Source organism: Desulfovibrio inopinatus DSM 10711 (genome assembly GCF_000429305.1).
Taxonomy (GTDB): Bacteria; Desulfobacterota; Desulfovibrionia; order Desulfovibrionales; family Desulfovibrionaceae; genus Alteridesulfovibrio; species Alteridesulfovibrio inopinatus.
Map to the genome: position 1 here is coordinate 74,395 of NZ_AUBP01000025.1, position 12,271 is coordinate 86,665.

Sequence of the window (12,271 nt, forward strand, 5' to 3'; positions counted from 1 at the left end):
TGGCGTCTCTCAATCCAGGTCGTATTTGCGGGTTATGGTATCGTTTTGCAATCGTTCCACCGTTTCCGCCAAGTTATCGGTTATCTGCTTGATAAGTTTGGACTTGAGGAAGTCAGGCATATCGCTTTCCGCTACCTTATGCAACTTTTCCGTTGTCATGACATAGGCTTGTTCAATGGCATCGTTGCGATTGGTAAGCCGGGCATTTTCAAGCGACCGGATCGTGGACTGGACGTAAGTTTTGATCGTTTCGGCAACTTCGACGGATTTGGCATCCCAATAGGCTTTCGACTCACGTTTTGACGCTTCGGCCTGATGTGTCAATTTTTCGAGTTGCGTATCCAGATACAGCTTGGTTGCCTCGAATTCTTTACGACCACGCATGTGTGTCATACGAAACGAATTGAGCGCACTGGCTTTTGCCGGAAACTTGTCGAGATCGATCAACTTGTACTGTTCAAGATGACTGTCATATTCTGGCATATCTTTGGGATCACCGTCTTGTGCGGCAAATTCTTGCTTAGCCAGATCCCGACTTGATGCGTTTTCTTCGTCATCGATTCGTGCCAGATAATCGGTCAATGTTTTCTTGTCATCGCTATCGCTCACGACTAAAACTCCGAACACCATAAGGCATTGTTTTTATGTACCAAAGGAAGAGACCGTTCATCCGGCCAATCTGGCCGACGAGCGGCCTCGGGGCTTTGTAAATAGACACTGATTTTAGGCAATTTTTACCTTCAAGGCAAGCGCAGTCACAGTAAATACGCCGTATTCTCAGGCTTGGCCTCCCTTCAGTCAAAAAACTTCAAGATTATGCTGTCGAAGACTCTTCCGGAGATTCAACGAGTTCAAGAAACGCTTTAAGATCAAGAATCGTGACACCAAGATCACGAGCTTTTTGCAGCTTGGCCCCCGCGTCCTCTCCAGCGACGACATAATCGGTCTTCTTCGAAACAGATCCAACAACTTCTGCTCCAACCTTCTCGGCTATTGCCTTCGCCTCATTCCGACTCATCGACGCAAGACCACCAGTAAAAACAATCTTTTTCCCCGCTAAAGGGGACGGAGCCTTGCCTTGAGATGATTCATCGCCAGAAACCAACGATGACGACTGCGGATCAAGTCCCACCTCTTTAAGTTCGATTAAGAGTTGTTGATTGTGCTCACTTTGAAAAAATGCACGAATTTGGCCGGCAACTTCTGGACCGATATCGGGAAGTTGCATCAGTTCTTCTTCCGAAACTACAGAGAGTCCATCCATGTTGGGATAATGTTCTGCCAGTGTTTTTGCTGTGCGTTCCCCAACATGTCGAATACCCAGTGCACAGAGAAATCGACGTAAATCAGCCTGAGCTCGCGCCTCATCCAAGGCTTTGAGAAAATTATTGGCGGACTTGCTCCCCATACGACTCAACGAAAGCAACGTCATTTTATCAAGGCGAAACAAGTTCGCCGGGGTTGTGACCAACCCTTTATCAACGAGAATCTCAATCCATTTTTTACCGATGCCAGCAATATCGAGACCGGCTTTGGACACAAAATGAATAATGCGTTGGCGTCTTACAGCTTCACAGCTCATATTGACACAACGTCGAGCAACTTCACCTTGAAGGCGAACGGCTTTTTCTCCACAAACAGGACATTGCCTGGGGAATTCATATGGCTTTGCGTTTTCGGGCCGCTGCTCAAGCACGACTTCCACCACTTCAGGAATAACGTCGCCAGCACGCTGCACAACAACGGTGTCTCCGATGCGCAAGTCTTTGGCCATTATCTCATCTTCATTATGCAGTGTGGCCCTGGAAACAGTAACGCCAGCCAAAGGAATGGGCGCGAGTTCGGCAACAGGAGTCAAAACGCCGGTACGCCCAACCTGGATGGCAATATCAAGTAATTTCGTTTTCCCTTGGTGAGCAGGAAACTTCCAGGCAATGGCAAAACGCGGTGCTCGCGATGTGAAACCCAGCGCCTCTTGAATAGCTAGATCGTCGATTTTGGCAACAATACCATCGATATCAAATGGTAATTCATGGCGCTTTTCTTCCATTGTATCATGAAATTCTTGTACGTCGCTTTCAGAAACGACTTTGCCCAGATCAGATGTGGTCAGGCCAAGCTTGCGTAAACCACCCATCAGGCTGGATTGTGATGTCCAGGCATGCGTAGGATCGTTCCACACAACCTCACCGACGCCGTATGCAAAAAAACGGAGGGGACGTTGCGCCGTCACTGACGAATCAAGTTGACGCAGTGAACCGGCAGCAGCATTGCGTGGATTGGCAAAGGTCTTGCCGCCGATCTTCCGCTGCTTCTCATTAAGCAGATAAAAATCCTGTTTGGTTATAACCACTTCCCCTCGGACCTCAAGGAGTCGGGGTACGGGCTGGCCGTTATTGTGGGCAACGCTGTTCAAGTCGAGCTGCAGACTTTTCACTGTGCGTATATTTTCAGTGATGACTTCTCCGGTTTGTCCATCGCCTCGCGTCAAGGCTTCAACAAATCGTCCATCTTCAAAAATGAGTTCTACCGCCAACCCATCGAATTTCGGATCAACCCAAAACGAAAATTGCGATGTTGGAGCAAGCCGGCGTATTCGGTCCAAGTACGCCTTCCACTCCCCCGAATCGAACACATTATCCAGACTCTTCATTTCTTGGCGATGAGCTTTTGATGCGAATGCTGGAAGAGGCGGCGCCCCGACACGTTTTGTCGGAGAATTGGGATCGGCCAGCTCTGGGTGAGCTTTTTCCAACGCGAGGAGTTCCCGAAAGAGGGCATCATACCCGGCATCGTCTATTTCGGGATCGTCGAGAATATAATATCGATAATTGTGATGATGCAGAAGAGCGCGCAGCTCTTCTATACGGTGTTGCGCTTCATGTGCATTCATGGGGGGCCTTATTTGATTTCAGAAGGTGTCATGTCAAGCGTGGAGAGCCCCGCTGCATGCGTCATACTGTGGTTTATTGAGTGTGGTTTTGCCATTGAAAATAATTGGCCAGAGTCGTTCAAAGGCGTGCCCTGTATTCGCAGCATCGTCGGGGTCGGCGATCACCGTTTCCAAAGCGCACTGATACAACGCTTTTGGCCGGGCAAGAATCCGATCTCGCCGAACGTACAACAAGCCCGCCGGTGCCGAAACAAGGAATTGATCCGGCACATTCCCCGCGAACAACCGTTCATAAAGGGCTCCGACCGGAATGTCACGCCCTGCTCCAGCCCATTTTCCGGCGTCGCTTCCGTGCATATTATGCGGTTGTCCAAAGCGATCGCACTTGAGTTTGTAATTAGCAAAACCGGTGAATGCGACTCCAAGGCGCATATTTTGCTCAACACGGGCGTAAAAAGCCTCAGGGGTGGGCTCGTCCATATGAAAAAAAGGATCAGCCTGTACAAACACGACTGCGTCGGGAAAATTGGGATATGTCGAAACGATATGATGAAGGTACGTGTGGCTTTCACGACCGATGTTGGGCAATGACAGTGGCCCCGGTTTCCCGGACTTATCGTAAATCAGGACATCGCATGGCAATGCCTTCGTCCACGAGACGTCTTCGTTGTATTTTGCCACGACAACACAAACACGCGAGTTCATAAATCTACAAGGTATGCTGGAGTTGATTCAAGTTTTCCTTTGGACCGACGATAACCATGGTATCACCCGGCTCAAGAAGGGTTTGTGGCATGGGATTAAAAATCATCTCTCCAGTATGTTTCTTTATGGCAATAATAATAAGATTAAAACGAGGACGAATTTCTGAGGCGATAATATCCTTGCCGGCAATCTCCGAGGTTGGCTTGACCAGCAATTCTTCCATGGACAGATCTATACTGGAGCCCCGTTGCGCTAAATCGAGAAAGTTTGTCACTGTAGGACGCAAGACGGATTGCGCCATGCGGACACCACCATAAAGATGTGGAATAAGGACTTGGTTTGCCCCTGCACGCTTGAGACGTTGAATATGCTGTTGTGCATCGGCTCGGGCAACAATAAACAGATCCGGGTTAAGCTGTCTGGCAGTCAAGGCGACATAGACATTTGCCGATTCCTGCGTCAGCGCAGTCACGAGCGCTTTCGCACGCATAATGCCAGCCGCTAAAAGCGCCTCATCCTTGGTGGCGTCATCATGAACGTGGAGAATAAATTTCTCCGATAAGCTGCGCGCCAATATTTCATCTTTTTCAATGACGACAACGGGATGACTCTCGCTGACGATTTCCTGCGTGACGATAGCGCCGATACGCCCATATCCACAAATAATGGTGTGTCCGGTTAGCTTTTCGATGGATTTTTGCAATCGCCTTCTCCCCAGAATTTTTTGTATGCGGCCTTCAATAATAATTTGCGTAAAAGAACCGACGAGATAGGCAAAACTCCCCACACCACATAAAATAAGTCCAATAGTGAACAGTCTTCCTGCTTCGGTGAGGGGATTGACCTCTTGAAAGCCCACTGTCGAAAGCGTGATGACGACCATGTACAGGCTTTCAAAAAATGGCCAGTCTTCAATGACCATATATCCAACAACGCCAAGCGAAAACACAGCGAACAGGATAATAAGCCCAATAGCAAACGGCCAAAATGCTCCAAGCCGATGCTCCAACATGATCATGCGGCCGTGAAGGTGTTCAAATCCCATGGATTAGGTGTTTCCTTCTTTTTTCGCTCGTAGCGCATTAATGGTGTCGCGCAAGCTGGCGGCTCGTTCGAACTCAAGATTCTTGGCCGCGGCACGCATATCGCGTTCAAGCTTCCGAATATGTTTCGGCAGGTCTTCGTCGGAGATACCATACGCAGCTGTATCTTCAGCGACGGACATCGTCGTACCCATAAGAGACCCGGCTTGTCCTTTCGTATCAAGGACATCCGTTTCTTGCAGACTATCAAGCACATTGTCCAGTTGCTTATAGACCGTCTGCGGTACTATTCCATGTTTTTCATTGTACTCGATCTGTTTTTCACGACGTCGATCCGTTTCTTCCATAGCTGCACGCATAGAACGCGTAACGGAGTCCGCGTAGAGAAGCACCCGTCCGGAGGCGTTGCGTGCTGCTCGTCCGAATGTCTGGATAAGCGAACGTGCCGACCGGAGGAACCCTTCTTTGTCTGCATCAAGGATGGCAACCAGGGAGACCTCCGGAATATCGAGCCCTTCACGGAGGAGGTTAATGCCAACCAGAACAGAAAACTGCCCTTGACGAAGCGCTTGAATAATGGCGACACGTTCGAGCGTATCGATATCCGAGTGTAGGTAGCGGGCGGCAACGCCCATGGAATTGAAATATTCGGTAAGATCTTCGGCCATACGTTTGGTCAGCGTCGTGACAAGAACGCGTTCGTTGGCATCCTGACGGAATCGACATTCCGCCGTGAGGTCATCCACTTGTCCCTTGGTCGGACGTACTTCAAGTATCGGATCAAGGAGGCCGGTTGGTCGAATAATTTGTTCAGCAACAACGCCCTGCGATGTATCAAGTTCAAAGGGACCGGGGGTCGCCGAGACATAGATGGTTTGCCCTATTCGCTCCATGAATTCATCGAAATTGAGCGGCCGGTTATCCAAAGCAGACGGCAACCGAAACCCAAAGTCAACCAACGTCTTTTTTCGTGCCCGGTCACCGTTAAACATGCCTCCTACTTGAGGAACGGTGATGTGTGATTCATCGATAAAGAGAAGAAAATCATCCGGGAAATAATCGAGAAGCGTTGCAGGTGGCTCTCCACTCCGACGGCCGTCGAGGTGTCTGGAATAATTCTCGATCCCATTACAGTATCCGAGTTCTTCAATCATCTCCAAATCGTACATTGTACGCTGTTCGAGACGTTGCCGCTCCAGATGTTTTTCTTCCTTTTCGTATTGTTGCAAACGCCCTTGTAACTCATCACGAATATCAGTGATGGCGCGGGTGAGATTTTCCCGATCCGAAACATAGTGACTATTTGGAAAGATAATCGTTTTGTTGAGCGGTCGTACAACTTCACCGGTCAAAGGATCGGTTTCTAGAATTGCCTCCAACTCATCCCCAAAAAATTCGAGGCGCATGGCACGGTCACGACTGTACGCCGGAATAAGTTCAATAACATCGCCACGAACTCGAAAAACCCCTCGGTGAAAATCATAATCATTGCGTTCATATTGGATGTCCACCAGGCGTTCCATGACATGATCCATGGTAACATCCTGCCCTTCTTCCAAGGTCAGCACCATGCGTTCATAGTACTCTCTGGACCCCAGACCATATATGCAAGACACCGATGCAACGATTAAAACGTCGCGTCGTGTAAGCAGCGAATGCGTGGCACTATGTCTGAGTTTGTCAATATTATCGTTAATGGAAGAATCTTTTTCAATATAGGTATCAGAATGCGGCAAATAGGCTTCAGGCTGATAATAATCATAATAACTGACAAAATATTCAACAGCATTATTGGGAAAAAGCCCTTTAAACTCATTGAACAGCTGTGCAGCCAAGGTTTTGTTCGGCGCCATAATGAGTGCTGGTCGATTGAGCTTGGCCACAACATGCGCCATGGTAAATGTCTTCCCTGTCCCTGTCGCACCGAGCAGAACCTGGTGCTTCAATCCATGCTCGATGTTGGCCACAATTTGTTCAATGGCCTCGGGCTGATCTCCTTTGGGAACGAAATCGCTGTGCAATTCAAATGTATCGTGTATCACGGTGACCCTATAGCCGACAAAAATACGATGACCGGTGCGGTCGGCGTTCGACCGGCCCAAAAACCCTGGAAAAGACTCTGGAATATTTACGCGGTCAAGTGTAGTGTCATCCTTCTTGGCTGACAACGCGAAATATCGTCGTCGAGGAGGCGAAAATGGAAATCGATATTATTCCGGCCGATTATGAATTGCCTGTTGACCGGGCCTATGCCATTACCGTGGTTATCAAAAGCTTCAAAGGACGCAAAGACGTTGATGTCCACTTGTTTCGGTCCAAATGGGATCCCGAAGAAGACGAAGCCTATGATTGGGACATCCTTCTCGGTGATCCGGTTGATCCCTACATCGAGATCAACATTGAAAGTAGCAGACGGGTATTGCTCGAAGCCTTCACAATCGAAGAACGTGACGCCATCGTAGAATACCTTAAGGAACGTTACGGCGAAAAGCTCGCGTCAATTAAATCCTGCCCGCTCAATTTCCCCATTCCTTTGGGGTTGGCAGGACTCTCTGAACTGAGTCCAGGGAAGTCCATTGGTTTCATCAACTTCGACACCATGCCGAATTATCCATTGGATTTCTCGTTCTGTGGTTTTTTTGACCTCAGTGGACACAAGCCCATTATCGACAATCAAGAATAACACGTTAGGGAACGGCTATTCGGCTTGAATAGGCGTTTCCTTCTCTTGTGTTATATCGTTTGCGGAATTATTTACACTGCTTTGGCTTACCTTGGTTACGGGAATATTTCCCTATTCAATAATACCCCTTGAGGGGAATGGTTATGTCACTTTCTGCTGTTTGTGTTTTTTGTGGATCAAACCCTGGGTTTGATCCTGCGTTTATGAATGCGGCGAACGAGCTTGGCCGATTATTAGCTGAGCAACATATTCAGCTCGTGTATGGAGGCGCTGCCGTCGGTCTGATGGGTGCCGTTGCCGACGCAGCGCTGGCGGCTGGTGGCGAAGTTCATGGAGTTATCCCCGGATTCCTCCATGATAAAGAAATTGCTCATCCCGGTTTAACATCATGCCGTGTTGTTGACTCCATGCATGAACGAAAAGCGGCGATGGCCGAGATATCCGATGGTTTTATTGCGCTGCCTGGAGGCATGGGAACGCTTGAAGAAATTTGCGAGGTCATCACATGGGCTCAGCTCGGGCTCCACTGTAAGCCATGTGGTTTTCTCAATATCACAGACTATTATGATCCGCTTCAGACGTTTCTTTCCAATATGATTGAAAATGGCTTTTTCAAAAAAGCACAGGCGCCGCTGCTTATTGCCGAGACGACACCGGCAGCACTGCTGCAACGATTTGCCGACTATGCCCCCCCCTGCGCATCGAAATGGATCGACCTCGATAAAACATAATCTTCTTCAATCATTGCGAACCGAGACCTCGGTTCGCAATTGTCATTTTACCATTGGAAATCAGGCATCTCGCAGGTATGCCAGGGGCCGGCGAGATGATCCAATACCGTTGCCGACTCCAATGCCCTGAGAAAAGACGGGCGCGGCCATTCCGTCGCACCAAAATGGAGCATGTGGGGTGTCGTTTGCTGGCAGTCGATCAGGTGAAATCCATGATGCTCAAGAAAGCGGACAAGATGAACCAAGGCTACCTTGGAGGCGTTTGGCTTCAGATGGAACATCGACTCACCGAAGAATGCTCGACCGACAGCAACACCATAGATCCCGCCGACAAGTTCTCCGTCCTCCCACGCCTCGACACAGTGAGCATAGCCTAATTCAAAAAGGCGACAATACGCGCGATTCATATCCGCAGTAATCCATGTCCCGCCGGTATCCAACCGTGTTTCTGCACAAAGCCTGATGACACCGTGAAAATCCGTGTCGAATCCAATGGAAAAAACTTGCTTGCGTAAGACCTTTCGCAGGCTCTTTGCAATATGAAGATCTTTGGGGACAAGAACAAGCCGGGGGTGAGGACACCACCAGAGAATAGGACTATTATCATTGTACCAAGGGAAAATACCGCGTCGGTAAGCAGCAAGAAGCCGATCTGGCCGCAAATCGCCTCCGACGGCCAGAAGACCGTCGGGTTCAGCGAATTGTGGTTCTGGAAACTCCAGGCTATTATTGAGTAAATACAACACCGATGAATCGAAAGTTATGCAATGACCGGTTCTTTTGTTGCGACAGCCTTTCCAGAAAAGGTAAAGGTGAAAACCGCTGGCCCGTCCTTTTCATTGCGCTCGTCATGAGGCGACGGAGCATTTTCAGCCAAATCAACAAGCACTTGTCCGCCTTTGCGTAATTCACCAAACAGCATCGCCTGTGCCAAAGGATCTTTGATCTCTTGTTGAATAACACGGGCAAGCGGTCGGGCTCCGTAATCCTGGTCATATCCAGCATCGGCAAGCCACTTGCGTGCTGCTTCTGTGCACTCGATGCTCACCTTCCGTTCGTGCACTTGATCGTTGAGCTCCAGGAGGAACTTGTCCACGATTTGTTCCATGACATTAAAATCAAGCGCTTTGAAGGAGACAGTACCGTCAAGACGGTTCCGAAATTCCGGGCTAAACAAACGCTCAAGCGCTTTCAGACCGCGACCGGTCTTGTCTTCGGCTTTAACTCCTCCGAACCCGATGCTCTTTGAAGCCATTTCCCGGGCTCCAGCGTTGGTGGTCATCAACAAGATAACATGGTTGAAGTCGGCTTTTCGCCCATTGTTGTCGGTCAATGTCGCGTAGTCCATCACCTGAAGCAAAATATTGAACATATCAGGGTGGGCTTTTTCGATTTCATCAAGCAACAATACACAGTACGGGTGCTTCCGGATGGCATCCGTCAACAAACCACCCTGCTCGAATCCGACATATCCCGGAGGCGCGCCGATCAATCGAGCCACAGCGTGCTTCTCCATGTATTCACTCATGTCAAATCGTTGAAAATGGATACCTAATACAGCGGCAAGTTGCTTGGACAACTCGGTTTTGCCCACACCGGTGGGCCCGGCCAACAAAAAGTTGCCTGTGGGTTTTCCTGCCTGCCGCAAACCGGCTCGGGATCGTTTGATGGCCTTGGAGAGCTGATCAATGGCATCATTTTGGCCATAAATAACATTTTTAAGTTCGTTTTCGAGATTTTCCAGTCGATTTTTATCCGAGGCAGAGATTCGTTGCGTCGGAATCTTGGCCATACTGGCCACGATTTTTTCGACATCGGCAACACCAATGCTATTCGAGGACGACCTATTCGAAAGTTGGTATCGTGCTCCAGCTTCATCAATGACATCAATCGCTTTGTCCGGTAAATAGCGATCGTTAATGTGCCGTGCAGAAAGTTCAGCAGCAGCCTTCAGCGCCGATACCGTATATTTCACGCCGTGATGATCTTCATAATAGGACTTCAAGCCCTTGAGAATTTCAACGGCTTGGTCCACCGTGGGTTCGGCAATTTCGATTTTTTGGAATCGACGAGATAACGCACGATCTTTCTCGAAATGATTTTTGTATTCTTCGTAAGTTGTCGATCCGATACACCGGAGTTTCCCTGAGGCCAGTACCGGTTTCAAAATATTGGATGCGTCCAACGTGCCCCCGCTCGTGGCACCTGCACCAATGATTGTGTGGATTTCATCGACAAAAAGAATGGCGCCATCAATACCTTGCAACTCACCAATGACACCTTTCAAACGAGCTTCGAAGTCTCCACGGTATTTTGTACCCGCCAACAGGGCTCCCATATCGAGAGCAAAAATCTGTGTTTCCAAGAAGGCATTTGGGACATTTTCTTCCGCTATACGAAGTGCCAACCCTTCAGCCATGGCTGTTTTGCCGACACCAGGATCTCCCACGAAAATGGGATTGTTTTTACGCCGGCGCATAAGTACCTGCACCGTTCGCTCAAGCTCGCCCTCACGGCCAATAAGTGGATCAATGTCACCAGCTTTGGCTTTTTCGACAAGATTAACCGTGAATTGTTCGAGCGGCGAACCGGACTTGGCCGAAGACGCTTCCGATCCTTTCTGATTCGTTTCGTTCTCCACTGCCCATCCATCCTTGGTACTTCCATGAGAAATGAATTCAAGCACGTCGAGCCGGGTTACACCATGTGACTTGAGAAAATACACAGCATATGAATCTTCCTCGTCAAACAAAGCGGCAAGCACATCTCCAATTTCAACTTGCTCTTTTCCGGAAGACTGCATGTGCATGATCGCCCGCTGTAAAACCCGTTGAACGCCAAGAGTCTGCACGACTTCCGTGGCAACGTTTTGCGGCATGACTTCCATGTGATCAATAAAAAAGCGTTCGAGTTGGTGCTTGAGGCGAACAACATTCGCACCGCAGTTCAACAGCAGATCTTTGCCTTCATCCTCAAGCAGGATGGCGTACAAAAGATGCTCCAGAGTCAGGTACTCATGGTTGCGGCGCTTGACCTCCTTGACAGCCGTGGTCAGAACGCTTTCAAGCTTTTTACTCAGCATTTATACCTCTTCCATACTGCATTTTAGGGGATACCCATTGCTCTGGGCAAGATCACGCACCATGGCAACTTTTGTCTCGGCAACTTCTTGTGTATATATTCCGCACACCCCAACGCCATTATTGTGTACGTTCAACATAATCTGTGTCGCTTCGCGCTCGCTTTTACGAAAGACCTGCACAAGAACTCGCACGACAAATTCCATGGTCGTGTAATCGTCGTTATGGAGGAGCACTTTGTATTGCTTGGGTTCACGCACCTCGTCGCGGACGTCTGTGGTGGACTCAAGACCATCATCAAAAAAGGGCTCGCTCATTCTTCCTCCCGATCATATCCCGACATGAATTGCTCGCGCCTCGTATCGAGATGTCGGTATCAATTACAAATAATAACGGATCGAGGCCTGTCGAGACCTCGGGAGTACTTTCAGCCAGAGCCGAGCATATCCCGATGTTTCTTCACTGCCACTATAAATAATGAAAAAAGAGACTGGGGACAACCTTGGCCCTTCAGATTTTCCTACCAACATCCTTGTTGTTGTCAGAAAGAGATGCAATCAGGCGAGAACGTTCTGGTTCGGAAAAGACAAAATTATCATCAGGGGGTAGGCCTTGGGCCTGTCGAAAGGCACAATTGAGCTGGTGATAGTTCTCTGTCAATATATCAGAATCAGCCAAGCCGAGCGCGGTTGCCGTTTTTTCAATAGTATCGGCATCCCCTTCAAATTCAATGTAGTTGCCAAAAACAAGATGATCCAAACAGGCAACGGTTCCTTCAGCAATCAACCAAGTCTCCCGAATTTTTTCGTAACGCAATGACTCAATAAATCCAAGATGATGGAAAATCATTTTTATGATTTCGTAGTCTTCAACAACTGTTTCCAACTCTTCCATAACTTTAAAATGATCGCTGCTCATTGAAGACGGGAGTTTGAGAGTAATGCGCGCTTGATCATCCTGACGCACACGTAACAACATATTTGAGGTACACAAACGACGATCCGGTGTATCGTAAACAATGTTCTCCTCAAACATGCGTGAATGCATTACAGCACCCAAAGCACGCAATCCTTTTCGAATTGTTGAAAACCCGGGAATGCAATACTTTCGTTCAATTTCAAGATGCATATTGTCAC

General features: G+C 48.6%; 11 protein-coding genes. 2 read left to right on the forward strand and 9 right to left on the reverse strand.

From position 1 onward, the window contains the following. Window positions 1-9: 9 nt before the first annotated feature. The 5 genes from G451_RS0114925 to uvrB all read right to left on the reverse strand — a co-directional run bounded on the left by G451_RS0114925 (window position 10) and on the right by uvrB (window position 6,680). The gene (locus tag G451_RS0114925) at window positions 10-609 is read right to left on the reverse strand and encodes a hypothetical protein (RefSeq protein WP_027184887.1); all 600 of its coding nucleotides are present in this window, start codon (window positions 607-609) and stop codon (window positions 10-12) included. A 205-nt stretch (window positions 610-814) separates the two neighbouring features. Beyond that, on the reverse strand, window positions 815-2,893 hold the full coding sequence (gene ligA / locus G451_RS29675; protein ID WP_034642425.1) for an NAD-dependent DNA ligase LigA: 2,079 nt from the start codon (window positions 2,891-2,893) through the stop codon (window positions 815-817). 33 nt (window positions 2,894-2,926) lie between these two features. Next, window positions 2,927-3,598: a DUF3431 domain-containing protein gene (locus G451_RS0114935; protein WP_027184888.1), complete on the reverse strand. Its 672-nt coding sequence runs from the start codon at window positions 3,596-3,598 to the stop codon at window positions 2,927-2,929. 4 nt (window positions 3,599-3,602) lie between these two features. Continuing rightward, on the reverse strand, window positions 3,603-4,643 hold the full coding sequence (locus tag G451_RS0114940) for a potassium channel family protein (RefSeq protein ID WP_027184889.1): 1,041 nt from the start codon (window positions 4,641-4,643) through the stop codon (window positions 3,603-3,605). 3 nt (window positions 4,644-4,646) lie between these two features. Then, window positions 4,647-6,680, reverse strand: coding sequence for an excinuclease ABC subunit UvrB (gene uvrB / locus G451_RS0114945; RefSeq protein WP_027184890.1), 2,034 nt, complete (start codon window positions 6,678-6,680; stop codon window positions 4,647-4,649). Window positions 6,681-6,838: 158 nt separating this feature from the next. Here uvrB and G451_RS0114950 point away from each other — a divergent pair, with 158 nt between their 5' ends. Then, window positions 6,839-7,324 carry a hypothetical protein gene (locus tag G451_RS0114950; RefSeq protein ID WP_027184891.1) on the forward strand — a complete coding sequence of 162 codons (486 nt, stop codon included), beginning with the start codon at window positions 6,839-6,841 and terminating at the stop codon, window positions 7,322-7,324. A gap of 143 nt (window positions 7,325-7,467) precedes the next feature. Beyond that, a complete protein-coding gene (locus G451_RS0114955; RefSeq protein ID WP_027184892.1) occupies window positions 7,468-8,055 on the forward strand; it encodes an LOG family protein in 588 nt (195 codons plus the stop codon). Window positions 8,056-8,102: 47 nt separating this feature from the next. On the opposite strand, the gene aat is transcribed toward G451_RS0114955, so the two are convergent. The 4 genes from aat to G451_RS0114975 all read right to left on the reverse strand — a co-directional run bounded on the left by aat (window position 8,103) and on the right by G451_RS0114975 (window position 12,263). Beyond that, window positions 8,103-8,801 carry a leucyl/phenylalanyl-tRNA--protein transferase gene (gene aat, locus G451_RS0114960; RefSeq protein ID WP_034642427.1) on the reverse strand — a complete coding sequence of 233 codons (699 nt, stop codon included), beginning with the start codon at window positions 8,799-8,801 and terminating at the stop codon, window positions 8,103-8,105. Between the two features lie 14 nt (window positions 8,802-8,815). Next, window positions 8,816-11,137: an ATP-dependent Clp protease ATP-binding subunit ClpA gene (clpA, locus tag G451_RS0114965; RefSeq protein WP_027184894.1), complete on the reverse strand. Its 2,322-nt coding sequence runs from the start codon at window positions 11,135-11,137 to the stop codon at window positions 8,816-8,818. Beyond that, window positions 11,138-11,452, reverse strand: coding sequence for an ATP-dependent Clp protease adapter ClpS (gene clpS / locus G451_RS0114970; RefSeq protein ID WP_027184895.1), 315 nt, complete (start codon window positions 11,450-11,452; stop codon window positions 11,138-11,140). It lies immediately after the preceding gene. Window positions 11,453-11,645: 193 nt separating this feature from the next. Continuing rightward, a complete protein-coding gene (locus G451_RS0114975; RefSeq protein WP_027184896.1) occupies window positions 11,646-12,263 on the reverse strand; it encodes a class IV adenylate cyclase in 618 nt (205 codons plus the stop codon). Window positions 12,264-12,271: the final 8 nt, after the last annotated feature.

Coding starts and splice junctions, on each gene's coding strand:
- G451_RS0114940 (WP_027184889.1), bottom strand. CDS start 4,643: ATGGGATTTGAACACCTTCACGGCCGCATGATCATGTTGGAGCATCGG.
- clpA (WP_027184894.1), bottom strand. CDS start 11,137: ATGCTGAGTAAAAAGCTTGAAAGCGTTCTGACCACGGCTGTCAAGGAG.
- G451_RS0114975 (WP_027184896.1), bottom strand. CDS start 12,263: ATGCATCTTGAAATTGAACGAAAGTATTGCATTCCCGGGTTTTCAACA.
- G451_RS0114950 (WP_027184891.1), top strand. CDS start 6,839: ATGGAAATCGATATTATTCCGGCCGATTATGAATTGCCTGTTGACCGG.
- G451_RS0114955 (WP_027184892.1), top strand. CDS start 7,468: ATGTCACTTTCTGCTGTTTGTGTTTTTTGTGGATCAAACCCTGGGTTT.
- clpS (WP_027184895.1), bottom strand. CDS start 11,452: ATGAGCGAGCCCTTTTTTGATGATGGTCTTGAGTCCACCACAGACGTC.
- G451_RS0114935 (WP_027184888.1), bottom strand. CDS start 3,598: ATGAACTCGCGTGTTTGTGTTGTCGTGGCAAAATACAACGAAGACGTC.
- ligA (WP_034642425.1), bottom strand. CDS start 2,893: ATGAATGCACATGAAGCGCAACACCGTATAGAAGAGCTGCGCGCTCTT.